Origin of the sequence: Streptomyces violaceusniger Tu 4113 (genome assembly GCF_000147815.2) — a bacterium.
GTDB lineage: Bacteria > Actinomycetota > Actinomycetes > Streptomycetales > Streptomycetaceae > Streptomyces > Streptomyces violaceusniger_A.
The window spans coordinates 673794-698651 of sequence record NC_015957.1; the positions used below are offsets into that span (position 1 = coordinate 673794).

Genomic DNA, 24858 nt, shown 5'->3' on the forward strand with positions numbered 1-24858 from the left:
CCCGAAGACACGACCCTGAAAGAGGGATTGACGACAAGTGCTCGACGTCAACTTCTTCGACGAGCTGCGGATCGGCCTCGCCACCGCTGATGACATCCGTCAGTGGTCCCACGGTGAGGTCAAGAAGCCGGAAACCATCAACTACCGCACCCTCAAGCCCGAAAAGGACGGACTCTTCTGCGAGAAGATCTTCGGTCCGACCCGGGACTGGGAGTGCTACTGCGGTAAGTACAAGCGCGTCCGCTTCAAGGGCATCATCTGTGAGCGCTGCGGTGTCGAGGTAACCCGCGCCAAGGTGCGCCGTGAGCGGATGGGCCACATTGAGCTGGCCGCTCCCGTCACCCACATCTGGTACTTCAAGGGCGTGCCCAGCCGTCTGGGCTACCTGCTCGACCTCGCCCCGAAGGACCTCGAGAAGGTCATCTACTTCGCCGCCTACATGATCACGTGGGTGGACGAGGAGCGCCGTACGCGCGATCTGCCCTCGCTGGAGGCCCATGTCTCCGTCGAGCGTCAGCAGATCGAGCAGCGCCGCGACGCCGACCTGGAGGCCCGCGCCAAGAAGCTCGAGGCGGACCTCGCCGAGCTCGAGGCCGAGGGTGCCAAGGCCGATGTGCGCCGTAAGGTGCGCGAAGGCGCCGAGCGCGAGATGAAGCAGCTTCGTGACCGCGCCCAGCGCGAGATCGACCGTCTCGACGAGGTGTGGAACCGCTTCAAGAACCTCAAGGTCCAGGACCTGGAGGGCGACGAGCTGCTCTACCGCGAGCTGCGTGACCGCTTCGGCACGTACTTCATGGGCGGCATGGGCGCCGCGGCGCTGCAGAAGCGCCTGGAGTCCTTCGACCTCGACGAAGAGGCCGAGAAGCTCCGCGAGATCATCCGGACCGGCAAGGGCCAGAAGAAGACCCGTGCGCTCAAGCGCCTCAAGGTCGTCTCCGCCTTCCTGCAGACCCGCAACAGCCCCAACGGCATGGTGCTGGACTGCGTCCCGGTGATCCCGCCGGACCTGCGTCCGATGGTGCAGCTCGACGGTGGCCGCTTCGCGACCTCCGACCTGAACGACCTGTACCGCCGTGTGATCAACCGGAACAACCGCCTCAAGCGTCTCCTTGACCTCGGTGCCCCCGAGATCATCGTGAACAACGAGAAGCGGATGCTGCAGGAGGCCGTCGACGCGCTGTTCGACAACGGCCGCCGCGGTCGCCCGGTGACCGGTCCCGGTAACCGTCCGCTGAAGTCCCTCAGCGACATGCTGAAGGGTAAGCAGGGCCGGTTCCGTCAGAACCTGCTCGGTAAGCGTGTCGACTACTCGGCCCGTTCGGTCATCGTCGTCGGCCCGCAGCTCAAGCTGCACCAGTGTGGTCTGCCCAAGGCCATGGCGCTGGAGCTCTTCAAGCCGTTCGTGATGAAGCGCCTGGTGGACCTGAACCACGCGCAGAACATCAAGTCGGCCAAGCGCATGGTCGAGCGCGGCCGCACGGTCGTGTACGACGTGCTCGAAGAGGTCATCGCCGAGCACCCGGTGCTGCTGAACCGTGCGCCGACCCTGCACCGCCTCGGCATCCAGGCCTTCGAGCCGCAACTGGTCGAGGGCAAGGCCATTCAGATCCACCCGCTCGTCTGCACCGCGTTCAACGCGGACTTCGACGGTGACCAGATGGCCGTGCACCTGCCGCTGTCCGCGGAGGCGCAGGCCGAGGCCCGCATCCTGATGCTGTCCTCGAACAACATCCTCAAGCCGGCCGACGGCCGGCCGGTGACCATGCCGACCCAGGACATGGTGCTGGGCCTGTTCTTCCTCACCACCGACGAGGAGGAGCGCGAGGTCAAGGGCGAGGGCCGGGCCTTCGGTTCGGCCGCCGAGGCGACCATGGCGTTCGACGCCCGGGAGCTTTCGCTCCAGGCGAAGGTCGACATCCGCTTCCCCATCGGCACCGTCCCGCCGCGCGGCTGGACCCCGCCGATCCCGGAGGAGGGCGAGCCCGCCTGGCAGCCCGGTGACAGCTTCCGGCTGCGCACCACGCTGGGCCGCGCGCTCTTCAACGAGCTGCTGCCCGAGGACTACCCGTTCGTCGACTACTCGGTGGGCAAGAAGCAGCTCTCCGAGATCGTCAACGACCTCGCCGAGCGTTACCCCAAGGTCATCGTCGCGGCGACGCTGGACAACCTGAAGGCGTCCGGTTTCCACTGGGCCACCCGCTCCGGTGTCACCGTCGCCATCTCCGACGTGGTCGTGCCCGAGGCCAAGAAGGGCATCATCGAGGGGTACGAGGCGCAGGACGAGAAGGTCCAGAAGCAGTACGAGCGTGGTCTGATCACCAAGGACGAGCGCACCCAGGAACTGATCGCGATCTGGACCAAGGCGACCAACGAGGTCGCCGAGGCGATGAACGCGAACTTCCCGAAGACCAACCCGATCTTCATGATGGTCGACTCGGGCGCGCGCGGAAACATGATGCAGATGCGTCAGATCGCCGGTATGCGTGGTCTGGTGTCCAACGCGAAGAACGAGACCATCCCGCGGCCCATCAAGGCGTCGTTCCGTGAGGGTCTCTCCGTGCTGGAGTACTTCATCTCCACCCACGGTGCCCGTAAGGGTCTCGCCGACACCGCCCTGCGTACCGCCGACTCGGGTTACCTGACCCGACGTCTGGTGGACGTCTCCCAGGACGTGATCATTCGCGAGGAGGACTGCGGCACCGACCGCGGTCTCAAGCTCGTGATCGCGTCCAAGGGTGCGGACGGTGTGCTGCGCAAGGCGGAGGACGCCGAGACCAGCGTGTACGCGCGCTGCCTCGCCGAGGACATCGTCGTCGAGGGGAAGGTCCTGGCCCCGGCCGGCACCGACCTGGGCGATGTGCTCATCGACGAGCTGGTCCGCCACGGCGTGGAGACGGTCAAGACCCGTTCGGTGCTCACCTGCGAGTCCGCCGTCGGCACCTGCGCCATGTGCTACGGCCGCTCGCTGGCGACCGGCAAGCTGGTGGACATCGGCGAGGCGGTCGGCATCATCGCCGCCCAGTCCATCGGTGAGCCCGGCACCCAGCTCACGATGCGTACCTTCCACACCGGTGGTGTGGCCGGTGACGACATCACCCAGGGTCTGCCGCGTGTCGTCGAGCTCTTCGAGGCCCGTACGCCCAAGGGTGTCGCCCCGATCTCGGAGGCGGCCGGCCGCGTCCGGATCGAGGAGACCGAGAAGACCAAGAAGCTCGTCGTCACCCCGGACGACGGCTCCGACGAGACCGCCTTCGGCGTCTCCAAGCGAGCCCGTCTCCTGGTGGGCGAGGGCGACCGCGTCGACGTCGGCCAGCCACTGACCGTGGGTGCCGTCAACCCGCACGACGTGCTGCGGATCCTCGGCCAGCGCGCCGTCCAGGTGCACCTGGTGGGCGAGGTCCAGAAGGTCTACAACTCGCAGGGTGTGTCGATCCACGACAAGCACATCGAGATCATCATCCGGCAGATGCTGCGCCGGGTGACGATCATCGAGTCCGGCGACGCCGAGCTGCTGCCGGGCGAGCTCGTGGAGCGCTCGCGCTTCGAGTCGGAGAACCGTCGTGTGGTCCAGGAAGGCGGCCACCCGGCCTCCGGCCGTCCGCAGCTCATGGGTATCACCAAGGCCTCGCTGGCGACCGAGTCCTGGCTGTCGGCGGCGTCCTTCCAGGAGACGACCCGGGTGCTCACCGACGCGGCGATCAACGCCAAGTCGGACTCCCTGATCGGCCTCAAGGAGAACGTCATCATCGGTAAGCTCATCCCGGCCGGTACGGGCCTGTCCCGCTACCGCAACATCCGGGTCGAGCCGACCGAGGAGGCGAAGGCCGCGATGTACTCGGCCGTCGGTTACGACGACATCGACTACTCGCCCTTCGGCACGGGCTCCGGCCAGGCGGTTCCGCTGGAGGACTACGACTACGGTCCGTACAACCAGTAAGTCACGATCCGCTCGCAGGGCGGTCACCCCCATGGTGGGGTGGCCGCCCCGCGGCGTTTCCGGACGGCTCGGCCGGAGGCGAAAGTCGAGTAGCCCATTTCCGGCGTGTCGGGGCGCTCTGCATTTGTTTTGACCGAAGTCGATGAGGTAGGTACGCTCAGACCTTGTGCCTGGGGTGTGCCCGGGTCCTTGCGTGTGCGCCCCCAGCCTTCGGCGGGGAGGTGCCTCAGCATGCGAGGGGCCGAGGTGTCGACACCAACAATCCGCACTCTCCGAACTTTCGCAGAGGGCTGCGGTGCGCGACACACCCGACCGCGTGGGTCGGAGGAACTCCAGGTTAGCTTTATCGAGACTGGCACACAGAAACCGGAGAAACGGTGCCTACGATCCAGCAGCTGGTCCGCAAGGGCCGCCAGGACAAGGTCGAGAAGAACAAGACCCCCGCCCTCGCGGGGTCGCCGCAGCGCCGTGGGACATGCACTCGCGTGTTCACCACGACGCCGAAGAAGCCGAACTCGGCGCTCCGCAAGGTCGCGCGTGTCCGGCTGAGCAGTGGGATCGAGGTCACCGCCTACGTCCCGGGTGAGGGGCACAACCTGCAGGAGCACTCCATCGTGCTCGTGCGTGGCGGTCGTGTGAAGGACCTGCCGGGTGTTCGTTACAAGATCATCCGCGGCTCCCTCGACACGCAGGGCGTCAAGAACCGCAAGCAGGCTCGCAGCCGCTACGGCGCCAAGAAGGAGAAGTAAGAATGCCTCGTAAGGGTCCCGCCCCGAAGCGCCCGGTCATCATCGACCCGGTCTACAACTCTCCTCTGGTGACGTCCCTCATCAACAAGGTGCTGCTGAACGGCAAGCGCTCCACCGCCGAGCGCATCGTGTACGGCGCCATGGAGGGCCTGCGCGAGAAGTCCGGCAACGACCCGGTCATCACGCTCAAGCGCGCCCTGGAGAACGTGAAGCCGACCCTCGAGGTCCGCTCCCGTCGTGTTGGTGGCGCCACCTACCAGGTGCCGGTCGAGGTCCGTCCCGGCCGCTCCTCCACCCTCGCCCTGCGCTGGCTCGTGGGCTACTCGCGCGCCCGTCGTGAGAAGACCATGACCGAGCGGCTCATGAACGAGCTGATGGACGCCAGCAATGGTCTGGGCGCCTCCGTCAAGCGGCGTGAGGACACCCACAAGATGGCCGAGTCCAACAAGGCCTTCGCGCACTACCGCTGGTAGTCGCTACCCCATCGAGATCCGAGAGAAGACTGAGCCAGATGGCCACCACTTCACTTGACCTGGCCAAGGTCCGCAACATCGGGATCATGGCACACATCGACGCGGGCAAGACGACCACCACCGAGCGGATTCTGTTCTACACCGGTGTGAGCTACAAGATCGGTGAAGTCCACGACGGCGCTGCCACGATGGACTGGATGGAGCAGGAGCAGGAGCGCGGCATCACGATCACGTCGGCCGCGACGACCTGTCACTGGCCGCTTGAGAACGTCGATCACACCATCAACATCATCGACACCCCGGGCCACGTCGACTTCACCGTCGAGGTGGAGCGTTCGCTGCGCGTGCTCGACGGTGCCGTGACCGTGTTCGATGGCGTCGCCGGTGTGGAGCCGCAGTCCGAGACGGTGTGGCGTCAGGCGGACCGCTACGGCGTTCCGCGTATCTGCTTCGTCAACAAGCTCGACCGCACCGGTGCCGAGTTCCACCGCTGCGTCGACATGATCACGGACCGCCTGGGCGCGGTGCCGCTGGTCATGCAGCTGCCGATCGGCACCGAGGCCGACTTCAAGGGTGTCGTCGACCTCGTCACCATGAAGGCGCTGGTCTGGTCCGCCGAGGCGACCAAGGGTGAGATGTACGACACCGTCGACATCCCGGAGACCCACACCGAGGCCGCCGACGAGTGGCGCGGCAAGCTGCTCGAGGGCGTCGCCGAGAACGACGAAGAGATGATGGAGCTGTACCTGGAGGGCGAGGAGCCCACCGTGGAGCAGCTTTACGCGGCGATCCGCCGCATCACCATCGCCTCCGGCAAGGGCGGCGGCATCACCGTCACCCCCGTGTTCTGTGGCACCGCGTTCAAGAACAAGGGCGTGCAGCCCCTGCTCGACGCCGTGGTCCGGTACCTCCCGTCGCCGATCGACATCGAGGCGATCGAGGGGCACTCGGTCAAGGACCCGGACGAGGTCATCAAGCGTCGTCCGTCCGAGGAGGAGCCGCTCTCGGCTCTGGCGTTCAAGATCGCGAGCGACCCGCATCTCGGCAAGCTCACCTTCATCCGTGTGTACTCCGGCCGCATGGACGCCGGCACCCAGGTGCTGAACTCCGTGAAGGGCAAGAAGGAGCGCATCGGCAAGATCTACCGGATGCACGCGAACAAGCGTGAGGAGATCGACTCGGTGGGTGCCGGCGACATCGTCGCCGTCATGGGTCTGAAGCAGACCACTACCGGTGAGACCCTCTCCGACGCGTCGAACCCGGTGATCCTGGAGTCCATGGACTTCCCGGCCCCGGTCATCGAGGTGGCCATCGAGCCGAAGTCCAAGGGCGACCAGGAGAAGCTCGCTGTCGCGATCCAGCGGCTTGCCGAGGAGGACCCGTCCTTCCGCGTCAAGACCGACGAGGAGACCGGCCAGACGATCATCTCCGGCATGGGCGAGCTGCACCTGGACGTGCTGGTCGACCGTATGCGCCGCGAGTTCAAGGTCGAGGCCAACGTCGGTAAGCCGCAGGTGGCCTACCGCGAGACGCTGCGCAAGGCGGTCGAGCGGTACGACTACACGCACAAGAAGCAGACTGGTGGTTCCGGCCAGTTCGCGAAGGTGCAGATCGCGCTGGCGCCGCTCGAGGGCGATGGCTACGAGTTCGAGAACAAGGTCACCGGTGGCCGTATCCCGCGGGAGTACATCCCGTCCGTGGACGCGGGCTGCCAGGAGGCCATGGAGTTCGGCGTGCTCGCGGGCTACCCGCTGACCGGTGTGAAGGTCACCCTGCTCGACGGTGGCTACCACGAGGTCGACTCGTCCGAGATGGCGTTCAAGATCGCCGGTTCGATGGCCTTCAAGGAGGCTGCCCGCAAGGCCAGCCCGGCCCTGCTCGAGCCGATGATGAAGGTCGAGGTCACCACGCCCGAGGACTACATGGGTGACGTGATCGGCGACATCAACTCCCGTCGCGGGCAGATCCAGTCCATGGAGGAGCGGAGCGGCGCCAAGCTGGTCACCGGCCTGGTTCCGCTGTCGGAGATGTTCGGCTACGTGGGCGACCTGCGCAGCAAGACGTCCGGCCGCGCCAGCTACTCCATGCAGTTCGACTCCTACGCCGAGGTTCCGCGGAACGTCGCCGAGGAGATCATCGCGAAGGCCAAGGGCGAGTAAGGCGGGTTCATCCGCTTTCCTCACCCTTTAGGCTGGAAGCACAAGGCATCGGGACATTCGTCGTGGAGCGCGTCCACCGCGTTCCAGGACGGAGCCCCTGGCGCCGGCCCCCAGACGAATACGGCGAAGGGCATCCCCTCGGGGTCCTGGCCGGTTCGGTAAGAAAACCTGAACCCATCCGCAAAGCGTGGATGCGTTACAGAACCACTCCACAGGAGGACCCCAGTGGCGAAGGCGAAGTTCGAGCGGACTAAGCCGCACGTCAACATCGGCACCATCGGTCACATCGACCACGGTAAGACCACGCTTACCGCTGCGATCACCAAGGTGCTGCATGACGCGTACCCGGACCTGAACGAGGCCTCGGCCTTCGACCAGATCGACAAGGCTCCTGAGGAGCGCCAGCGCGGTATCACCATCTCCATCGCGCACGTCGAGTACCAGACCGAGTCGCGTCACTACGCGCACGTTGACTGCCCCGGTCACGCGGACTACATCAAGAACATGATCACCGGTGCCGCGCAGATGGACGGCGCCATCCTCGTGGTCGCCGCCACCGACGGCCCGATGCCGCAGACCAAGGAGCACGTGCTCCTGGCCCGCCAGGTCGGCGTGCCGTACATCGTTGTCGCCCTGAACAAGGCCGACATGGTGGACGACGAGGAGATCATGGAGCTCGTCGAGCTCGAGGTCCGTGAGCTGCTCTCCGAGTACGACTTCCCGGGCGACGACCTGCCGGTCGTCAAGGTCTCGGCGCTCAAGGCGCTCGAGGGTGACGCCGAGTGGGGCAAGACCGTCCTCGACCTGATGAAGGCCGTCGACGAGTCCATCCCGCAGCCGGAGCGCGACGTCGACAAGCCGTTCCTGATGCCGATCGAGGACGTCTTCACCATCACCGGTCGCGGTACGGTCGTCACCGGCCGTATCGAGCGCGGTGTGCTGAAGGTCAACGAGAACGTCGACATCGTGGGCATCAAGCAGGAGAAGACCTCCACCACGGTCACCGGCATCGAGATGTTCCGCAAGCTGCTCGATGAGGGCCAGGCCGGTGAGAACGTCGGTCTGCTGCTCCGTGGCATCAAGCGCGAGGACGTCGAGCGCGGCCAGGTCATCATCAAGCCGGGTTCGGTCACGCCGCACACCGAGTTCGAGGCCCAGGCGTACATCCTGTCCAAGGACGAGGGTGGCCGCCACACGCCGTTCTTCAACAACTACCGTCCGCAGTTCTACTTCCGTACCACGGACGTGACGGGCGTTGTGACCCTCCCCGAGGGCACCGAGATGGTCATGCCGGGCGACAACACCGAGATGTCGGTCAGCCTGATCCAGCCGGTCGCCATGGAGGAGGGCCTGAAGTTCGCCATCCGTGAGGGTGGCCGGACCGTCGGCGCCGGCCAGGTCACCAAGATCAACAAGTGACCTGACGCTCCCCGGAGCAAAGAGCCCCATTCGCCACTGGCGGGTGGGGCTCTTTCGTATGTGGGTACCCGGCCGTCCACATCGAAGCCGCGTTCGACTTCGGGAGCGAACAGATGATGACAAATGGCAAGATCACGGTCGCGATCGTGGGAGGCTACCTCCTCGGGCGCACCAAGAAGGCGAAACTCGCCTTCGGGCTGGGCATGTTGCTGGCCGGTAAGAAGATCACGCTGGATCCGCAGCAGCTGAAGAAGTCCCTCGCCGAGATGCCGCTGCTGAGCGGCCTCAACGGACAGGTGCGCCAGGAACTCGTCGACGCCACCCGGCAGGCCGCGACCAAGGCGGTGTCCGACCGGGTGGGCGGCCTCGCCGATTCGCTGCATGAGCGCACCGCGTTGCTGCGCGGTGCGGGCGAGGAGGAGCGGGGCGAGGACGAGGACGACGCCCGGGACGAGGACCGCGCCGAGGGCGAGGACCGCGCCGAGGACGATGAACCCGCCCAGACGGAGGATGCCGACGCGGAATCCGAGCCGAAGCGGAAACCGAGGCCGCCGAAGCCTCCGCGCAAGGCGGCGGCCAAGGCCCCGGCCCGCCCGGCGAAGAAGACCGCCGCCTCCGGCTCCGGCAAGGCGAAGAAGACCGCCTCCTCCGGTGCCGCCCGGGCCAAGAAGACCGCCAGCACCGCGGGGGGCCGCAATGGCTGACACGCTGGGCAAGCTCAAGGACGACATCGTCAGGAACCCGGCCACCGACCGCCTCAAGGACGAGCTGCGCCACTACGTCCAGGCGCGGGCGACGCATGCGATCTCCGGTCTCGGCACCGGTCTCGCCAAGGGCGCGCAGTCCCTCGCCGAGGGCAAGTCGCCTGGGCAGGCGCTGATGAAGGCCGGCTCGTCCCAGTTGAAGGATTCACTCAAGGAGTCGCTGAAGGAGAAGGTCAAGGGCGCCTTCGGCAAGGGCCGGGGCAAGAGCGGAGGCGGCAAGTCGAAGAGCGTGACGGTCGTCGAGGACATCGACGTCGGCGTGCCGGTCCGCGAGGCGTACGACCAGTGGACCCAGTTCCAGGAGTTCAGCACCTTCGCCAAGGGGGTCGTCAGCGTCGAGAAGGCCGACGACACCAGCAGCAACTGGAAGGTGAAGGTCGCCAAGTCCACCCGTAGCTGGCGGGCGAACGTCACCGAGCAGGTGCCCGACGAGCGGATCACCTGGACCACCGAGGGTGCGAAGGGCACCGTCAAGGGCGTCGTCACCTTCCATCCGCTCGGCGACAACCTCACCCGGGTGCTGCTGGTCCTGGAGTACTTCCCCAAGGGCCTCTTCGAGAAGACCGGCAACATCTGGCGGGCCCAGGGCCGACGGGCGCGCCTCGACCTGAAGCTCTACCGCAAGTTCATCATGATGCGCGGCGAGGCCACGGACGGCTGGCGCGGCGAGATCCGGGACGGCGAGGTCGTGCGGGACCACGAGACGGCCGTGGAAGAGGAAGAGCGCGACAAGGCCGGGGACGAGGCCGAGGCCGGGGGAGAAGCCGATGAGCCGCGGGCCGAGTCCGGCGACGAGGGCGAAGTCGAAGGCGACGCCGGGGAAGAGCGCGCGGACGAGGCGGAGGACGCGTACGAGGACGACGACGGCGCGGCCGCGGATGCGGATGAGGACGAGGCGCCGGAGGAGGAGTACGAGGAGGAGCCCGAAGACGCCGAGTCCGAGCCGGAATCCGGTTTCGAGGAGGACGAGGAGGAGCCGGAGGACGCCGAGGCGTACGAGGAGTCCGAGCAGCCCGAAGAGCCCGAACTGCCCGAAGAGGCCGAGGAATCCAAGGTCCCCCGCCAGCGACGGCGCGCCGCCGCGGCCCGGCGCTGAGCGCGCACACCAACGCGCCCCCGGCCGAGAGCCGGACATGACCGGGCCCCACCCGGACCGGAGACGGCGGGTGGGGCCCGGTCATGCCGTACGGCGGGAAGGTCTGCCGGACGCGGATCGGGAAGGCCGCACCGGGTACGCGGATCGGGGTGGCCGCACCAGGCCCGCGGATCGGCGTGCCCCTTTCATGGGCGCCGCACTGGGACGCGGACCGAGGATCGCTGCACCGGGTACGCGGCCCGGGGCAGCCGCCTAGCGGCGCACCGGGGGCGCTGCCCACCGGGGGCACCGGACAGGAGGGCACCGCACCGGGGCGTGGACCAGGGATGCCGCCCGGGGGCACTCCCGGGGGATGAGGCGCCGGGGATGCGGGTTGGGGAGGCCGTCCAGGGGCGCCGCACTGGTACGTGGACTGAGGGTCGCTGCACCGCGCCCGTGCGTACTGGGGCGTGGACCAGGGATGCCGCCCGGGGGCACCCCGGGGGCATGAGGCGCCGGGGATGCGGGCCCGGACGTGCACCGGGGATGCCGCCCCGGGCCCCGCCCGCTGAGCGGGGTCCGGGAGGGCGCTATGCGCGCGACGTGGGGCGTGGGCGCCAGATCCATGGGGTGGCGTCCGGGGCCATGCCCACCACGCAGACGCCCTGGTGCCCGTCGTCCGCCAGCAGTGCCGGCGCGCCGACCGGGATCAGGCGGCCGGGGGAGCGCAGGGGCCTGGCGTCCGGGCCGGTGCCGTACTGGACCTGGACCTCCCCGCCCAGGTCGCGGCCGACCAGCAGCAGCGTCTTCGCCTCGCGTCGGCCGGAGGGTTCGGCCACGGTGTGCGCGGCGATCGCCCCGTAGCCCTCGAAGTGCCGCACCGTGAGCGAGGTGTCGTCGCCGTGGACGGCGGGCACGGTGGCCGCGGGGGTGCGGTAGACCAGTGTGAGCGAGCCGTCGGGGGCCACCGCGGCGCCCAGCGGATCCCCGCCGGGGCGCGGCAGACCGGTCGGCGGGCGCAGGGCGACCGGGCCACCGGCCCACTCCTGGGCCCAGTGGTGGACGGTGTCGCGGCCGGGGGCGAGGACATGGACCCGCTCCTCCGCGTCCAGCAGCGCGGTCATCCCGTCCTGGACCTCGGCGCCGCCGAGCCGCTGCCAGGGACTCCAGTGGCCGCTCCCGTCCCGTACTCGGGTGGCCAGGCCCTTGTCCGCGGTCCGTACGAAGAGATGGACCCGGCCGTCGGGGGTGGCGACCGCCGCCGGGCAGCCGACCCGGCGGCCGTGTTCGGTGCTGGTCTCGGGGGTGCCGAGTCCGGTCCAGGCGCGGAACGGGCCGTCCGGGCGGCGCTGTTCCAGCACCACGATCTCGCGCAGGCCGGCCGCGCCTTGGCCGCCCAGCGCAGCGAACCGCAGGGCGAACAGCACCTGCCGCCCCGCGCTGTCCCGCACCGCGGTGAGGGCCGGGGCGAGCGGTCCGCCGCCGAGCCCCAGCGGCGCACCGAACCGCCCGCTGCCGGGTGCCGTCTCGCGCCACCGCACGGCCTGGGCGCCGAGCACGCCGTACGCCACGAGCCGGCCCTGGGCGTCGGTGGTGGGGGCGGGCAGGGCGGTGGGGTAGCGGTAGTGGGTGGAGCGGATCCAGCCCTTACGGTTCCGCAGCGGGCGCACGCCGCCCTGGCCGTAGTCGCCGCAACCGGCCGCGTTGCCGCAGTCCCAGTCCGGGGCGCCGCCGTAGGACTTGATCACCCGCGCCTTCCGGGCGAGCACCGCGGGCGGCAGATTGTGCGGCCAGCGCTGGTTGTAGTAGCCGCGGAACGCGGTGGTGGTGAAGCGCGGGGCGTGCTTGTCCCGCTGGGCGGACGCGGCCACCCACTGGGCGATCGCCTTCCAGGTGAACAGTGCGACCGGGGTGTGGTCGCGGTGGTCCGAGCACCCCGGCTGATCGTTGTCCTTGGGGTGCAGCACGTCGTGCACCTGGAAGTCGGGGTCCGGGTCCAGCGTGTGGATCAGCGTGGGCCGATAGCGGTCCATGATCTCGGCGAGCACGTCGACCAGCGTCTGATGGCCGTACGAACTCGGGTGCGGAACCGGGGACCCGGCGGCTCGGAGGGTGCTCATCACGGCGCCCGGGGTGCTCCACAGCGCGGGGATCCGTACGCCGCCCTCCGACAGCATCGCGATGTTGAGGAAGACCAGCCGGACCCTGCGGGCCCCGTTCGCGAGGGTGTTGGTCTCCGCGGTGACCCCGCCGGGCAGCCGCAGCGCCGACCGCTGCCAGGGCGCGAACTGGTTCAGCCCGATCATCCGCGCGTACGCCTGCCGCAGCCCCTGATGGCGGGAGGCGGAGTAGGCGGCCTTGTCGGCGGGCGGGATCGGCGTCCCCGCCTGGTGGTTGATCCCCCGGGCCTCACCGGCCGTGACGTACACGCACACCACCGGGACGCCGGAGCGCAGCACCTGCTCGGCGTCCGGGTTCATGAAGTACAGATCGTCGTCGGGGTGCGCCATGACCTGCAGCAGCAGCGCCTGCTTGTCGCCCACCGTCGAGGTGAAGGGCTCCGCCGCCCCGGGGCCATCGGCCCGCGCGGGCCCGGCGGGCACGGATGCCGTGCCACGCGAGCCTCCACCCCCGCAACCGGCGACCCCGGCGACCCCGGCCGCTCCGGCCGCGGTGAGTGCCGCCAGCGCGGCCAGCGTCTGCCTGCGGGTGGTGCCCGTTCCCCGCACTGTCCATCGACTGTTCAATTTGGTGACCCTGTCACTTCGGCAGCGCGTAGTCGCCGGCTGCTCCGAGTGAAAGGACGGGCGATGATCTTGACAGGTTGCCCTATGGCCGGGAGGTATCGGTCACAGTCCGGACACATCGTCCTTCGCTACGAGGGCGCGAGGGCGCGAGGGCGCGAGGACGTGCGGGCGCACGGGCGCACGAGGGCGCCCATGACGATGGAGCCGGGTCGCTCAGTCGGAGATCAGCACCCCGAGCACCGCGAGCCAGCAGGCCGCCACCAGCACGGGCAGCAGCATCATGATCGCGCCGGTCGGGGAGACCTTCAGATAGGCGGAGCCGGGGTCGTCGGTGCGGCGATTCACTATCCGCTCGCCACCGTGCCAGGCCATGTACTCCTCGAGCTCGATCACCGTCTCCTTGCGCGCCAGAAGGTACTGACGGCCGAAGCGCAGCATCAGCGAGAAGCCCAGCGATAACCCGATGCCGATGATCGCGATGATCATCGCAAGCCCCTTGCCCAGGGTGCCTCCCGCGCCTTCCTTGCCGAGGCAGAAGGCGGTGGCGGCAGCGAGGCCCGCCGTGATGTAGAAGAAGTTGTTCAGCTTCTGCCAGTTGAGGTTGTCCTCGTGCTTGTAGAGGTCCACCGCGATCCCGTACTGCGCGTGCAGCATCGCCTCACGTGGTTTGCGCCACACCCACACCACCCGGGGCAGCCCGTCCGGCGGGGTCAGCCGGGTCAGCTCCTGGAAGCCGAGCTTGTGGTGGAAGCGCGCGGACGCGTCGTTGGGCGGATCGTTGACCACGGCGGCGATCACCGGGCTCTCGTGCCACTGGTCGAGGACGTGGTAGTAGAGCATCGAGGCGATCCCGCCCCGTGCCGCGTCCCGGGCCACGCAGATCTGCTTGATCACCAGGAAGCTGCCGAGCGCCGTCTTGATCCGGCGGTTCAGCCATTCGTCCGGCTCGACCCGGTCGGAGCTGTAGGCCAGCAGGAACGCCAGCACCTGCCCGCCCTTGACCGCCACATAGAAGTGCTCGGCGCTCTCCAGCCGGGCGCGGTAGTCGGCCTCGGTGTACGCCGAGACCAGGAAGCCGCCCTCCGTCGAGCCGCCCTGCACCGGGCCTCGGGCGCCGTCCGGCCCGTTCAGACTCCGTGACCTGGCGAGGCGCGCGATCTGCTCCACGTGCTCCTCGCCCGCCCGTAAGATCTCCACCCGCAGCGGCATACCGGCCATTCCGATCCCCCCTCTTCTCGGCGCGCCGAAACTACCGTGGGCGGGATACGCCGCACCAGCATGCGAAGGGGCCACGGTAGAGCTGGCCGCGGGTTTGCGGGCTCACTCGTAGGGGGTATGCTTCCCCGCTCCCTGATTGGCGTCGGCGGTGCCCGCTATGGCACACTGACCAGGTTGCTCGGTTGAGTGCCGATGCTGCGCGCCTCTCGCCGGGAGGACTGGAAGCGAGTCCCACGGTACTCGTCGCCCCTGATCAGGGGCGGAAGTACGGGAATCTTCCGGGAAGCGTCAGCGGGGCCCCAGCCAGGCGCCCGGTGGGTGACTTTCTCCCCCAGCAACCCCCTTCACCAGGGATCTCCGCATGGAGATCTATGAGAAGGACTGCGACACACCCGACCGCGTGGGTCGGAAGTGGGTGGAGAAGGACGCGCACGCCACCGGGTCCCAGAGCGTTACGAGAGACAGGACTACGAAGTAGCCATGGCGGGACAGAAGATCCGCATCCGGCTCAAGGCCTACGACCACGAGGTCATCGACTCCTCGGCGAAGAAGATCGTCGAGACGGTGACGCGCACTGGTGCGTCGGTCGCGGGCCCGGTGCCGCTGCCCACAGAGAAGAACGTGTACTGCGTCATCAAGTCGCCGCACAAGTACAAGGACGCGCGCGAGCACTTTGAGATGCGTACGCACAAGCGCCTCATCGACATCCTCGACCCCACGCCGAAGACCGTCGACTCGCTGATGCGTCTCGACCTGCCGGCGGGCGTCGACATCGAGATCAAGCTCTGAGGTGACGCGCGAGATGGCTAAGCAGATCAAGGGCGTCCTGGGCGAGAAGCTCGGCATGACGCAGGTGTGGGACGAGAACAACCGTGTCGTCCCGGTCACCGTCGTCAAGGCCGGTCCGTGCGTCGTGACCCAGGTCCGTACCGATGACGCGGACGGCTACAGCGCCGTCCAGATCGCCTTCGGCGAGATCGACCCGCGCAAGGTGAACAAGCCCCTCAAGGGCCACTTCGCCAAGGCCGATGTGACCCCGCGCCGCCACCTGGTGGAGCTGCGTACCACCGACGCCGGTGAGTACACGCTCGGCCAGGAAGTCACGGCCGAGGTGTTCGAGTCCGGTGTCAGGGTCGACGTGACCGGCACCAGCAAGGGCAAGGGCACCGCCGGTGTCATGAAGCGCCACGGCTTCGCCGGCCTCGGCGCCGGCCACGGCACCCAGCGCAAGCACCGCTCGCCGGGCTCCATCGGTGGCTGCGCCACCCCGGGCCGCGTGTTCAAGGGCCTGCGCATGGCCGGCCGCATGGGCAATGAGCGGGTCACCACCCAGAACCTGACCGTCCACGCCGTTGACGCGGAGAAGGGTCTGCTCCTGATCAAGGGAGCGGTTCCTGGTCCGAACGGCGGCCTCGTCCTGGTCCGTACCGCGGCCAAGGGGGCCTGAGGTAACCGATGAGCACCATTGACATCCTTTCGCCGGCAGGCGACAAGGCCGGGACCGTCGAGCTCCCCGCGGAGATCTTCGACACGCAGGTCAGCATTCCGCTGATCCACCAGGTCGTCGTCGCCCAGCTGGCCGCTGCCCGCCAGGGCACGCACAAGACCAAGACCCGCGGCGAGGTCCGGGGCGGTGGCAAGAAGCCCTACCGCCAGAAGGGCACCGGCCGCGCGCGCCAGGGCTCGACCCGCGCGCCGCAGTTCGCCGGCGGTGGCGTCGTGCACGGTCCCGTGCCGCGCGACTACAGCCAGCGCACCCCGAAGAAGATGAAGGCCGCCGCGCTGCGCGGTGCCCTCTCCGACCGGGCGCGCCACGAGCGGATCCACGTCGTGACCGGCGTGGTCGACGGCGACATCTCCACCAAGGCCGCGAAGACCCTGCTGGGCAAGATCAGCGAGCGCAAGAACCTGCTCCTGGTCGCCGAGCGGAGCGACGAGGCCGCGTGGCTGTCCGCCCGCAACCTGCCCCAGGTGCACATCCTGGAGCCGGGCCAGCTGAACACGTACGACGTGCTCGTCTCCGACGACGTGGTCTTCACCAAGGCCGCCTTCGAGTCCTTCGTGGCTGGTCCCAAGGCCGCTGAGAAGACCGAAGGGAGCGCCGCCTGATGAGTGAGGCGACCGCTGTCACCAGCAAGACCTTCACCGACCCCCGAGACATTCTCGTCAAGCCGGTGGTCTCGGAGAAGAGCTACGCGCTGCTCGACGAGAACAAGTACACGTTCATCGTCGCGCCCGGCGCCAACAAGACCCAGATCAAGCAGGCCGTCGAGGCGGTCTTCTCGGTCAAGGTCACCGGGGTCAACACGATCAACCGGCAGGGTAAGCGCAAGCGCACCAAGACCGGTTACGGCAAGCGCAAGGACACCAAGCGCGCCATCGTGACCCTCGCCGAGGGCGACCGCATCGACATCTTCGGCGGCCCGGTCTCCTAACGGAGATCGGAACGTCCAGAAGTCCGGAATCTTCCGAGGACTGAGAAATGGGTATCCGCAAGTACAAGCCGACGACCCCGGGCCGTCGTGGCTCCAGCGTCGCCGACTTCGTCGAGATCACGCGGTCCACGCCGGAGAAGTCGCTGGTCCGCCCGCTGCACAGCAAGGGTGGTCGTAACAACGCCGGCCGCATCACGGTCCGCCACCAGGGTGGCGGTCACAAGCGTGCGTACCGCGTGATCGACTTCCGCCGTCACGACAAGGACGGCGTCCCGGCGAAGGTCGCACACATCGAATACGACCCCAACCGCACCGCGCGCATCGCGCTGCTGCACTACGCCGACGGCGAGAAGCGCTACGTCCTCGCGCCGCGCGGCCTGAAGCAGGGCGACCGGATCGAGAACGGCCCCGGCGCCGACATCAAGCCCGGTAACAACCTCTCGCTGCGCAACATCCCGGTTGGTACCACGCTCCACGCCATCGAGCTGCGGCCCGGCGGCGGCGCGAAGTTCGCCCGCTCCGCGGGTGCCTCCGTGCAGCTGCTGGCGAAGGAGGGCTCCATGGCCCACCTCCGCATGCCGTCCGGTGAGATCCGCCTGGTCGACGTCCGCTGCCGCGCCACCGTCGGCGAGGTCGGCAACGCCGAGCAGTCGAACATCAACTGGGGCAAGGCCGGCCGCATGCGCTGGAAGGGCGTCCGCCCGACCGTTCGTGGTGTGGTCATGAACCCCGTCGACCACCCGCACGGTGGTGGTGAGGGCAAGACCTCCGGTGGTCGCCACCCGGTCTCGCCGTGGGGTCAGAAGGAGGGCCGTACGCGCTCGCCGAAGAAGGCCAGCAACAAGTACATCGTCCGCCGCCGCAAGACGAACAAGAAGCGCTAGGAGCGGGTTTAGATGCCGCGCAGTCTCAAGAAGGGGCCCTTCGTCGACGACCACCTGAGCAAGAAGGTGGATGTCCAGAACGAAGCCGGCACCAAGAACGTCATCAAGACCTGGTCCCGCCGCTCGATGATCGTCCCGGCCATGCTCGGCCACACGATCGCGGTGCACGACGGCCGCAAGCACGTCCCGGTGTTCGTCACCGAGTCGATGGTCGGCCACAAGCTCGGCGAATTCGCGCCGACCCGCACCTTCCGCGGCCACGAGAAGGACGACCGTAAGTCGCGTCGTCGCTGATCGGCGGAAAAGACTCATGACAGACACCGAAGGGACAACCATGGAAGCCAGGGCCCAGGCGCGGTACATCCGCGTCACGCCCATGAAGGCCCGCCGCGTGGTGGACCTCATCCGTGGCATGAGTGCCACGGAGGCTCAGGCGGTCCTGCGTTTCGCCCCGCAGGCCGCGAGCGTGCCGGTCGGCAAGGTGCTGGACAGCGCCATTGCCAACGCCGCGCACAACTACGACCACACCGACGCCGACAGCCTCGTCATCTCCGAGGCGTACGTCGACGAGGGCCCGACCCTGAAGCGGTTCCGTCCGCGTGCCCAGGGCCGCGCCTACCGGATCCGCAAGCGGACCAGCCACATCACCGTGGTCGTCAGCAGCAAGGAAGGAACCCGGTAATGGGCCAGAAGGTTAACCCGCACGGGTTCCGGCTCGGCATCACCACCGACTTCAAGTCGCGCTGGTACGCCGACAAGCTGTACAAGGACTACGTCAAGGAAGACGTCGCCATCCGCCGGATGATGACGAAGGGCATGGAGCGCGCGGGCATCTCCAAGGTGGAGATCGAGCGCACCCGTGACCGCGTCCGTGTCGACATCCACACCGCCCGGCCGGGCATCGTCATCGGCCGCCGCGGCGCGGAGGCCGACCGTATCCGTGGCGAGCTGGAGAAGCTGACCGGCAAGCAGGTGCAGCTCAACATCCTCGAGGTGAAGAACCCCGAGGTCGACGCTCAGCTCGTGGCCCAGGCCGTCGCCGAGCAGCTCTCCTCCCGCGTCTCCTTCCGTCGTGCGATGCGCAAGTCGATGCAGAGCTCGATGAAGGCCGGTGCCAAGGGCATCAAGATCCAGTGTGGTGGCCGTCTCGGCGGCGCCGAGATGTCGCGCTCGGAGTTCTACCGCGAGGGCCGGGTGCCCCTGCACACGCTCCGTGCCAACGTCGACTACGGCTTCTTCGAGGCCAAGACCACCTTCGGCCGCATCGGCGTCAAGGTGTGGATCTACAAGGGCGACGTCAAGAACATCGCCGAGGTCCGTGCCGAGAACGCCGCCGCCCGCGCCGGCAACCGCCCGTCGCGCGGTGGCAGCGACCGCCCGCAGCGCCGTGGTGGCGAGCGCGGTGGCCGTGGCCGTAAGCCGCAGCAGCAGCAGAGCGCCCCCGCCGAGGCCCCCAAGGCCGAGGCCACCGCCGCTCCGGCTGCTGAGAGCACCGGAACGGAGGCCTGACCGACATGCTGATCCCTCGCAGGGTCAAGCACCGCAAGCAGCACCACCCCAAGCGGTCCGGCATGGCCAAGGGCGGCACGGAGCTGGCGTTCGGCGAGTACGGCATCCAGGCCGTCACCCCGGCGTACGTCACCAACCGTCAGATCGAGGCCGCTCGTATCGCGATGACCCGCCACATCAAGCGTGGCGGCAAGGTCTGGATCAACATCTACCCGGACCGTCCGCTGACGAAGAAGCCTGCCGAGACCCGCATGGGTTCCGGTAAGGGTTCGCCGGAGTGGTGGGTCGCGAACGTCAAGCCCGGCCGGGTGATGTTCGAGCTGTCCTTCCCGAACGAGAAGACTGCGCGTGAGGCGCTCACCCGCGCTGCTCACAAGCTCCCGATGAAGTGCCGGATCGTGCGGCGCGAGGCAGGTGAGTCGTGATGGCGGCCGGTACCAAGGCGTCCGAGCTGCGTGAGCTGAACAACGAGGACCTCGTTGGCAAGCTCAGTGAGGCCAAGGAAGAGCTGTTCAACCTCCGCTTCCAGGCGGCGACCGGACAGCTTGAGAACCACGGCCGGCTGAAGGCCGTCCGCAAGGACATCGCCCGGATCTACACCCTGATGCGGGAGCGCGAGCTCGGCATCGAGACGGTGGAGAGCGCCTGATGAGCGAGACGAATGTGACTGAGAACGCAACGCAGAACCGCGGCTTCCGCAAGACCCGTGAGGGTCTGGTCGTCAGCGACAAGATGGACAAGACCGTCGTCGTCGCCGTCGAGGACCGCGTCAAGCACGCGCTGTACGGCAAGGTCATCCGCCGTACGAACAAGCTCAAGGCGCACGACGAGCAGAACGCCGCGGGTGTCGGCGACCGTGTCCTCCTGATGGAGACCCGGCCGCTGTCCGCGACCAAGCGCTGGCGCGTCGTGGAGATCCTCGAGAAGGCCAAGTAGGTAATTCCCGCAAGGGAATTCCAAGTAACGCAGCCTGCGGGCAATAGTCCGCAGGACAGTTCCGCCAGGCTCGGCAGGGGCTGGACAATTCAGCCCCTGCCGGGAACCGGCAGACGATCAGGAGATAGACGTGATCCAGCAGGAGTCGCGACTGCGCGTCGCCGACAACACGGGCGCGAAGGAAATCCTTTGCATCCGTGTTCTCGGTGGCTCCGGTCGCCGCTACGCGGGCATCGGTGACGTCATCGTCGCCACCGTCAAGGACGCGATCCCCGGTGGCAACGTGAAGAAGGGTGACGTCGTCAAGGCGGTCATCGTGCGCACCGTCAAGGAGCGCCGCCGCCCGGACGGTTCGTACATTCGCTTCGACGAGAACGCGGCCGTCATCCTCAAGAACGATGGCGACCCCCGTGGCACCCGTATCTTCGGCCCGGTGGGCCGTGAGCTGCGCGAGAAGAAGTTCATGAAGATCATCTCGCTCGCGCCGGAGGTGCTGTAACCGATGAAGATCAAGAAGGGCGACCTGGTCCAGGTCATCACCGGTAAGGACAAGGGCAAGCAGGGCAAGGTCATCGCGGCCTTCCCGCGCGAGGACCGGGTCCTGGTCGAGGGTGTCAACCGGGTCAAGAAGCACACCAAGGCCGGACAGACCGCTCGTGGTTCGAAGACCGGCGGCATCGTGACGACCGAAGCCCCGATCCACGTGAGCAACGTACAGCTCGTGGTGGAGAAGGACGGCAACAAGGTCGTCACCCGCGTCGGGTACCGCTTCGACGACGAGGGCAACAAGATCCGCGTTGCCAAGCGGACCGGTGAGGACATCTGATGACTGCCACCACCACTGCACCGCGCCTCAAGGCGCGCTACCGCGAAGAGATCCAGGGCAAGCTGCAGGAGCAGTTCTCCTACGAGAACGTCATGCAGATCCCGGGTCTGACCAAGGTCGTGGTCAACATGGGTGTGGGCGACGCCGCCCGCGACTCCAAGCTGATCGAGGGCGCCATCCGCGACCTCTCCACGATCACCGGCCAGAAGCCCGCCGTCACCAAGGCCCGTAAGTCCATCGCGCAGTTCAAGCTGCGTGAGGGCCAGCCGATCGGCGCCCACGTCACCCTCCGCGGTGACCGCATGTGGGAGTTCCTGGACCGTCTGGTGTCGCTCGCGCTGCCGCGCATCCGCGACTTCCGCGGTCTGTCGCCGAAGCAGTTCGACGGCCGGGGCAACTACACCTTCGGTCTCACGGAGCAGGTCATGTTCCACGAGATCGACCAGGACAAGATCGACCGCGTCCGAGGTATGGACATCACCGTGGTGACCACGGCGACCAACGACGACGAGGGCCGCGCCCTGCTGCGTCACCTCGGCTTCCCGTTCAAGGAGGCGTGAGCCGTGGCGAAGAAGGCTCTCATTGCCAAGGCCGCCCGCAAGCCCAAGTTCGGCGTGCGTGGATACACGCGCTGCCAGCGTTGCGGACGTCCGCACTCTGTCTACCGTAAGTTCGGCCTGTGCCGCGTGTGCCTTCGTGAGATGGCTCACCGTGGCGAGCTGCCGGGCGTGACCAAGAGCTCCTGGTAACAGCCCACCCGTCTCCCGCCACCGCCCTCAACGGACGCTCTGGCGGGCGAAAGATGGAATTTTGGGCTGGTACCGGACTCTCGGTAAGTAAATGGATGGCGAGCCCCGCCCGTCCACTCCCGTAGAGTGGAACGGTTGGGCGCTCGCCGCCCAGAATCCTTACTACGCCGTAGGTCCCCGCGCCGCACCCGTGCCCACCGTGAGTGGGTGAGAGGGATGGCGCATACAGGAAACCCCGGCGAGAGAGGCCGAAGGCCATCATGACCATGACCGATCCGATCGCAGACATGCTGACACGTCTGCGAAACGCGAACTCGGCGTATCACGACTCCGTCCAGATGCCCCACAGCAAGATCAAGTCGCATATCGCGGAGATCCTCCAGCAGGAGGGCTACATCACCGGCTGGAAGGTCGAGGACGCCGAGGTTGGCAAGAACCTCACCCTCGAGCTGAAGTTCGGCCCGAACCGCGAGCGCTCGATCGCCGGCATCAAGCGGATTTCGAAGCCGGGTCTGCGGGTCTACGCAAAGTCCACCAGCCTGCCGAAGGTGCTCGGCGGCCTGGGCGTGGCGATCATCTCCACGTCGCACGGGCTCCTCACCGACAAGCAGGCCGGCAAGAAGGGCGTGGGCGGGGAAGTCCTCGCCTACGTCTGGTAACCAGGGAACGGAGGAAGCACATGTCGCGCATTGGCAAGCTGCCCATCCAGGTTCCCGCTGGTGTGGACGTCACCATCGATGGCCGGACGGTCGCCGTGAAGGGCCCCAAGGGTTCTCTCTCGCACACCGTCGCCGCGCCGATCGATGTCGCCAAGGGTGAGGACAACACGCTCGTTGTCATCCGCCCCAACGACGAGCGTCAGAACAAGGCCCTGCACGGCCTGTCCCGCACGCTGGTGGCGAACATGATCACCGGCGTGACCCAGGGCTACAGCAAGGCGCTCGAGATCAGCGGTGTTGGTTACCGCGTCCAGGCCAAGGGCTCCAACCTGGAGTTCGCCCTGGGCTACAGCCACCCGATCCTGGTCGAGGCCCCCGAGGGCATCACCTTCAAGGTGGAGTCCCCGACCAAGCTGAGCGTCGAGGGCATCGACAAGCAGAAGGTCGGCGAGGTCGCCGCGAACATCCGCAAGCTGCGTAAGCCCGATCCGTACAAGGCCAAGGGCGTGAAGTACGCGGGCGAGGTCATCCGCCGCAAGGTCGGAAAGGCTGGTAAGTAAGCCATGGCATACGGTGTGAAGATTGCCAAGGGCAACGCCCGTAAGGCTGCTGCCGTCAAGCGGCGTCACATCCGCGTCCGCAAGCGGGTCTCCGGCACGCCGGTCCGCCCTCGCCTCGTGGTGACGCGGTCCAACCGTCACATGGTGGCGCAGGTCATCGACGACATCGCGGGCCACACGCTGGCCTCGGCGTCGACGCTGGACAGCGCCGTCCGGGCGGCCGAGGGCGACAAGAGCGCCCTGGCGCAGCAGGTGGGCGCCCTGGTGGCCGAGCGGGCGAAGGCCGCGGGCATCGAGGCCGTCGTGTTCGACCGTGGTGGCAACAAGTACGCCGGGCGGATTGCCGCTCTGGCGGACGCCGCCCGCGAGGCCGGGCTGAAGTTCTGAGCCCCGGTTCCAACGCAAAGCGGAAACGAGAGAGGTAAATCCAATGGCTGGACCCCAGCGCCGCGGTGGCGGCGCCGGTGGCGGCGAGCGGCGGGACCGGAAGGACCGGCGGGACGGTGGCGCTGCCGCCGAGAAGACCGCTTACGTCGAGCGTGTTGTCGCGATCAACCGCGTCGCCAAGGTTGTGAAGGGTGGTCGTCGCTTCAGCTTCACCGCGCTGGTCGTGGTGGGCGACGGTGACGGCACCGTGGGTGTCGGTTACGGCAAGGCCAAGGAGGTGCCGGCCGCGATCGCCAAGGGCGTGGAGGAGGCCAAGAAGCACTTCTTCAAGGTCCCCCGGATCGCCGGCACCATCCCGCACCCGATCCAGGGCGAGAAGGCCGCGGGTGTCGTGCTGCTGAAGCCGGCGTCCCCCGGTACCGGTGTGATCGCCGGTGGCCCGGTGCGCGCCGTGCTGGAGTGCGCGGGCATCCACGACGTGCTCAGCAAGTCGCTCGGTTCGTCGAACCCGATCAACATCGTGCACGCCACGGTGGCCGCTCTGCAGGGCCTTCAGCGCCCCGAGGAGATCGCCGCCCGTCGTGGTCTGCCGCTGGAGGACGTCGCTCCCGCCGCTCTGCTGCGGGCGCGTGCCGGGGTGGGTGCGTGAGCATGGCCCGCCTGAAGATCACGCAGACGAAGTCCTACATCGGCAGCAAGCAGAACCACCGCGACACCCTGCGTTCGCTCGGGCTGAAGAAGCTCGGCGACGTGGTTGTCAAGGAGGACCGCCCCGAGTTCCGCGGCATGGCGACCACCGTGCGGCACCTCGTGACGGTCGAGGAGGTCGACTGAGATGGCGGAGAACAACCCGCTGAAGGTCCACAACCTCCGGCCCGCCCCGGGCGCCAAGACCGCCAAGACCCGTGTCGGTCGTGGTGAGGCGTCCAAGGGTAAGACCGCTGGTCGTGGCACCAAGGGCACCAAGGCCCGCTACCAGGTTCCGGAGCGCTTCGAGGGTGGGCAGATGCCCCTCCACATGCGGCTCCCGAAGCTCAAGGGCTTCAAGAACCCCTTCCGCACCGAGTACCAGGTCGTGAACCTGGACAAGCTGGCCGCGCTCTACCCGCAGGGTGGCGAGGTCACGGTGGCCGATCTGGTCGCCAAGGGCGCGGTGCGCAAGAACCAGCTCGTCAAGGTGCTGGGCTCCGGTGAGGTCTCCGTGGCGCTCCAGGTGACGGTCGACGCCGTCTCCGGCTCCGCCAAGGAGAAGATCACCGGTGCCGGTGGCACCGTCACCGAGCTCGTCTGAGCACGGTGCACACCCGACCGGGGATGCTCCAGATACGGGGCATCCCCGGTTGGTCGTTCCAAGCGGGGCCGGGTCGCCGGT

Annotated in this window: 30 protein-coding genes; 28 read left to right on the forward strand and 2 right to left on the reverse strand. The window is 67.8% G+C overall.

The window, feature by feature from the left end; all coding sequences use genetic code 11:
• Nucleotides 1-37 precede the first annotated feature (37 nt).
• The 7 genes from STRVI_RS03060 (at nucleotide 38) to STRVI_RS03090 (ending at nucleotide 10597) form a co-directional block, all read left to right on the forward strand.
• The gene (locus STRVI_RS03060; RefSeq protein ID WP_014054152.1) at nucleotides 38-3937 is read left to right on the forward strand and encodes a DNA-directed RNA polymerase subunit beta'; all 3900 of its coding nucleotides are present in this window, start codon (nucleotides 38-40) and stop codon (nucleotides 3935-3937) included.
• A gap of 377 nt (nucleotides 3938-4314) precedes the next feature.
• Nucleotides 4315-4686, forward strand: a complete 372-nt coding sequence (gene rpsL / locus STRVI_RS03065) for a 30S ribosomal protein S12 (RefSeq protein WP_014054153.1) — start codon at nucleotides 4315-4317, stop codon at nucleotides 4684-4686.
• Between the two features lie 2 nt (nucleotides 4687-4688).
• Complete coding sequence (gene rpsG / locus STRVI_RS03070) at nucleotides 4689-5159, forward strand: 30S ribosomal protein S7 (RefSeq protein ID WP_014054154.1); 471 nt, start codon at nucleotides 4689-4691, stop codon at nucleotides 5157-5159.
• 38 nt (nucleotides 5160-5197) lie between these two features.
• Nucleotides 5198-7318 carry an elongation factor G gene (fusA, locus tag STRVI_RS03075; protein WP_014054155.1) on the forward strand — a complete coding sequence of 707 codons (2121 nt, stop codon included), beginning with the start codon at nucleotides 5198-5200 and terminating at the stop codon, nucleotides 7316-7318.
• A 225-nt stretch (nucleotides 7319-7543) separates the two neighbouring features.
• Nucleotides 7544-8737, forward strand: a complete 1194-nt coding sequence (tuf, locus tag STRVI_RS03080; protein ID WP_014054156.1) for an elongation factor Tu — start codon at nucleotides 7544-7546, stop codon at nucleotides 8735-8737.
• Between the two features lie 116 nt (nucleotides 8738-8853).
• Nucleotides 8854-9441 (forward strand): hypothetical protein, encoded by a 588-nt coding sequence (locus STRVI_RS03085; protein WP_251982546.1) that lies wholly within the window; start codon nucleotides 8854-8856, stop codon nucleotides 9439-9441.
• Nucleotides 9434-10597: an SRPBCC family protein gene (locus tag STRVI_RS03090; protein WP_014054158.1), complete on the forward strand. Its 1164-nt coding sequence runs from the start codon at nucleotides 9434-9436 to the stop codon at nucleotides 10595-10597. Before STRVI_RS03085 ends, STRVI_RS03090 begins: the two co-directional genes overlap by 8 nt.
• 569 nt (nucleotides 10598-11166) lie before the next feature.
• On the opposite strand, the gene STRVI_RS03095 is transcribed toward STRVI_RS03090, so the two are convergent.
• Nucleotides 11167-13323: a PIG-L family deacetylase gene (locus STRVI_RS03095; protein WP_251982547.1), complete on the reverse strand. Its 2157-nt coding sequence runs from the start codon at nucleotides 13321-13323 to the stop codon at nucleotides 11167-11169.
• A gap of 213 nt (nucleotides 13324-13536) precedes the next feature.
• Entirely contained in the window at nucleotides 13537-14541 is a 1005-nt protein-coding gene (locus STRVI_RS03100; RefSeq protein WP_014054160.1) for a GNAT family N-acetyltransferase, read from the reverse strand.
• 480 nt (nucleotides 14542-15021) lie between these two features.
• On the opposite strand from STRVI_RS03100, the gene rpsJ reads away from it, so the two are divergent.
• The 21 genes from rpsJ (at nucleotide 15022) to rplO (ending at nucleotide 24777) form a co-directional block, all read left to right on the forward strand.
• Entirely contained in the window at nucleotides 15022-15330 is a 309-nt protein-coding gene (gene rpsJ, locus STRVI_RS03105; protein WP_014054162.1) for a 30S ribosomal protein S10, read from the forward strand.
• A 13-nt stretch (nucleotides 15331-15343) separates the two neighbouring features.
• Nucleotides 15344-15988 (forward strand): 50S ribosomal protein L3, encoded by a 645-nt coding sequence (gene rplC, locus STRVI_RS03110; protein WP_014054163.1) that lies wholly within the window; start codon nucleotides 15344-15346, stop codon nucleotides 15986-15988.
• An 8-nt stretch (nucleotides 15989-15996) separates the two neighbouring features.
• Complete coding sequence (gene rplD / locus STRVI_RS03115; RefSeq protein ID WP_014054164.1) at nucleotides 15997-16650, forward strand: 50S ribosomal protein L4; 654 nt, start codon at nucleotides 15997-15999, stop codon at nucleotides 16648-16650.
• Entirely contained in the window at nucleotides 16650-16976 is a 327-nt protein-coding gene (rplW, locus tag STRVI_RS03120; RefSeq protein WP_014054165.1) for a 50S ribosomal protein L23, read from the forward strand. The genes rplD and rplW overlap by 1 nt, the downstream gene beginning before the upstream one ends.
• A gap of 47 nt (nucleotides 16977-17023) precedes the next feature.
• A complete protein-coding gene (gene rplB / locus STRVI_RS03125; protein ID WP_014054166.1) occupies nucleotides 17024-17860 on the forward strand; it encodes a 50S ribosomal protein L2 in 837 nt (278 codons plus the stop codon).
• Between the two features lie 12 nt (nucleotides 17861-17872).
• A complete protein-coding gene (gene rpsS, locus STRVI_RS03130; protein ID WP_014054167.1) occupies nucleotides 17873-18154 on the forward strand; it encodes a 30S ribosomal protein S19 in 282 nt (93 codons plus the stop codon).
• Between the two features lie 40 nt (nucleotides 18155-18194).
• Nucleotides 18195-18542, forward strand: a complete 348-nt coding sequence (gene rplV / locus STRVI_RS03135; RefSeq protein ID WP_014054168.1) for a 50S ribosomal protein L22 — start codon at nucleotides 18195-18197, stop codon at nucleotides 18540-18542.
• Nucleotides 18542-19369 (forward strand): 30S ribosomal protein S3, encoded by an 828-nt coding sequence (rpsC, locus tag STRVI_RS03140; protein WP_014054169.1) that lies wholly within the window; start codon nucleotides 18542-18544, stop codon nucleotides 19367-19369. Before rplV ends, rpsC begins: the two co-directional genes overlap by 1 nt.
• Nucleotides 19370-19374: 5 nt before the next feature.
• A complete protein-coding gene (rplP, locus tag STRVI_RS03145; protein ID WP_014054170.1) occupies nucleotides 19375-19794 on the forward strand; it encodes a 50S ribosomal protein L16 in 420 nt (139 codons plus the stop codon).
• A complete protein-coding gene (gene rpmC, locus STRVI_RS03150; RefSeq protein ID WP_014054171.1) occupies nucleotides 19794-20018 on the forward strand; it encodes a 50S ribosomal protein L29 in 225 nt (74 codons plus the stop codon). The genes rplP and rpmC overlap by 1 nt, the downstream gene beginning before the upstream one ends.
• Entirely contained in the window at nucleotides 20018-20305 is a 288-nt protein-coding gene (rpsQ, locus tag STRVI_RS03155) for a 30S ribosomal protein S17 (protein ID WP_014054172.1), read from the forward strand. The genes rpmC and rpsQ overlap by 1 nt, the downstream gene beginning before the upstream one ends.
• Before the next feature lie 130 nt (nucleotides 20306-20435).
• Nucleotides 20436-20804, forward strand: a complete 369-nt coding sequence (gene rplN, locus STRVI_RS03160) for a 50S ribosomal protein L14 (protein ID WP_003998823.1) — start codon at nucleotides 20436-20438, stop codon at nucleotides 20802-20804.
• Nucleotides 20805-20807: 3 nt separating this feature from the next.
• The gene (gene rplX / locus STRVI_RS03165; protein WP_014054173.1) at nucleotides 20808-21131 is read left to right on the forward strand and encodes a 50S ribosomal protein L24; all 324 of its coding nucleotides are present in this window, start codon (nucleotides 20808-20810) and stop codon (nucleotides 21129-21131) included.
• Nucleotides 21131-21691 (forward strand): 50S ribosomal protein L5, encoded by a 561-nt coding sequence (gene rplE, locus STRVI_RS03170; RefSeq protein ID WP_014054174.1) that lies wholly within the window; start codon nucleotides 21131-21133, stop codon nucleotides 21689-21691. Before rplX ends, rplE begins: the two co-directional genes overlap by 1 nt.
• A 3-nt stretch (nucleotides 21692-21694) precedes the next feature.
• A complete protein-coding gene (locus STRVI_RS47375) occupies nucleotides 21695-21880 on the forward strand; it encodes a type Z 30S ribosomal protein S14 (protein WP_003948630.1) in 186 nt (61 codons plus the stop codon).
• Between the two features lie 260 nt (nucleotides 21881-22140).
• On the forward strand, nucleotides 22141-22539 hold the full coding sequence (gene rpsH / locus STRVI_RS03175; RefSeq protein ID WP_014054175.1) for a 30S ribosomal protein S8: 399 nt from the start codon (nucleotides 22141-22143) through the stop codon (nucleotides 22537-22539).
• A 20-nt stretch (nucleotides 22540-22559) separates the two neighbouring features.
• A complete protein-coding gene (rplF, locus tag STRVI_RS03180) occupies nucleotides 22560-23099 on the forward strand; it encodes a 50S ribosomal protein L6 (RefSeq protein ID WP_014054176.1) in 540 nt (179 codons plus the stop codon).
• Nucleotides 23100-23102: 3 nt separating this feature from the next.
• A complete protein-coding gene (gene rplR, locus STRVI_RS03185) occupies nucleotides 23103-23486 on the forward strand; it encodes a 50S ribosomal protein L18 (RefSeq protein WP_014054177.1) in 384 nt (127 codons plus the stop codon).
• 43 nt (nucleotides 23487-23529) lie between these two features.
• Complete coding sequence (gene rpsE / locus STRVI_RS03190) at nucleotides 23530-24135, forward strand: 30S ribosomal protein S5 (protein ID WP_014054178.1); 606 nt, start codon at nucleotides 23530-23532, stop codon at nucleotides 24133-24135.
• Between the two features lie 2 nt (nucleotides 24136-24137).
• Nucleotides 24138-24320 carry a 50S ribosomal protein L30 gene (rpmD, locus tag STRVI_RS03195; protein WP_009715866.1) on the forward strand — a complete coding sequence of 61 codons (183 nt, stop codon included), beginning with the start codon at nucleotides 24138-24140 and terminating at the stop codon, nucleotides 24318-24320.
• Nucleotide 24321: 1 nt separating this feature from the next.
• Nucleotides 24322-24777 (forward strand): 50S ribosomal protein L15, encoded by a 456-nt coding sequence (rplO, locus tag STRVI_RS03200; RefSeq protein WP_014054179.1) that lies wholly within the window; start codon nucleotides 24322-24324, stop codon nucleotides 24775-24777.
• The last annotated feature ends 81 nt before the right edge of the window (nucleotides 24778-24858 follow it).

Bases quoted from the DNA above. Each gene is read 5' to 3' on its own strand.
- rpsG (WP_014054154.1), top strand. From the start codon at position 4,689: ATGCCTCGTAAGGGTCCCGCCCCGAAGCGCCCGGTCATCATCGACCCG.
- fusA (WP_014054155.1), top strand. From the start codon at position 5,198: ATGGCCACCACTTCACTTGACCTGGCCAAGGTCCGCAACATCGGGATC.
- STRVI_RS03085 (WP_251982546.1), top strand. From the start codon at position 8,854: ATGACAAATGGCAAGATCACGGTCGCGATCGTGGGAGGCTACCTCCTC.
- STRVI_RS03090 (WP_014054158.1), top strand. From the start codon at position 9,434: ATGGCTGACACGCTGGGCAAGCTCAAGGACGACATCGTCAGGAACCCG.
- STRVI_RS03100 (WP_014054160.1), bottom strand. From the start codon at position 14,541: ATGGCCGGTATGCCGCTGCGGGTGGAGATCTTACGGGCGGGCGAGGAG.
- rpsJ (WP_014054162.1), top strand. From the start codon at position 15,022: ATGGCGGGACAGAAGATCCGCATCCGGCTCAAGGCCTACGACCACGAG.
- rplC (WP_014054163.1), top strand. From the start codon at position 15,344: ATGGCTAAGCAGATCAAGGGCGTCCTGGGCGAGAAGCTCGGCATGACG.
- rplD (WP_014054164.1), top strand. From the start codon at position 15,997: ATGAGCACCATTGACATCCTTTCGCCGGCAGGCGACAAGGCCGGGACC.
- rplW (WP_014054165.1), top strand. From the start codon at position 16,650: ATGAGTGAGGCGACCGCTGTCACCAGCAAGACCTTCACCGACCCCCGA.
- rplB (WP_014054166.1), top strand. From the start codon at position 17,024: ATGGGTATCCGCAAGTACAAGCCGACGACCCCGGGCCGTCGTGGCTCC.
- rpsS (WP_014054167.1), top strand. From the start codon at position 17,873: ATGCCGCGCAGTCTCAAGAAGGGGCCCTTCGTCGACGACCACCTGAGC.
- rplV (WP_014054168.1), top strand. From the start codon at position 18,195: ATGGAAGCCAGGGCCCAGGCGCGGTACATCCGCGTCACGCCCATGAAG.
- rpsC (WP_014054169.1), top strand. From the start codon at position 18,542: ATGGGCCAGAAGGTTAACCCGCACGGGTTCCGGCTCGGCATCACCACC.
- rplP (WP_014054170.1), top strand. From the start codon at position 19,375: ATGCTGATCCCTCGCAGGGTCAAGCACCGCAAGCAGCACCACCCCAAG.
- rpmC (WP_014054171.1), top strand. From the start codon at position 19,794: ATGGCGGCCGGTACCAAGGCGTCCGAGCTGCGTGAGCTGAACAACGAG.
- rpsQ (WP_014054172.1), top strand. From the start codon at position 20,018: ATGAGCGAGACGAATGTGACTGAGAACGCAACGCAGAACCGCGGCTTC.
- rplX (WP_014054173.1), top strand. From the start codon at position 20,808: ATGAAGATCAAGAAGGGCGACCTGGTCCAGGTCATCACCGGTAAGGAC.
- rplE (WP_014054174.1), top strand. From the start codon at position 21,131: ATGACTGCCACCACCACTGCACCGCGCCTCAAGGCGCGCTACCGCGAA.
- rpsH (WP_014054175.1), top strand. From the start codon at position 22,141: ATGACCATGACCGATCCGATCGCAGACATGCTGACACGTCTGCGAAAC.
- rplF (WP_014054176.1), top strand. From the start codon at position 22,560: ATGTCGCGCATTGGCAAGCTGCCCATCCAGGTTCCCGCTGGTGTGGAC.
- rplR (WP_014054177.1), top strand. From the start codon at position 23,103: ATGGCATACGGTGTGAAGATTGCCAAGGGCAACGCCCGTAAGGCTGCT.
- rpsE (WP_014054178.1), top strand. From the start codon at position 23,530: ATGGCTGGACCCCAGCGCCGCGGTGGCGGCGCCGGTGGCGGCGAGCGG.
- rpmD (WP_009715866.1), top strand. From the start codon at position 24,138: ATGGCCCGCCTGAAGATCACGCAGACGAAGTCCTACATCGGCAGCAAG.
- rplO (WP_014054179.1), top strand. From the start codon at position 24,322: ATGGCGGAGAACAACCCGCTGAAGGTCCACAACCTCCGGCCCGCCCCG.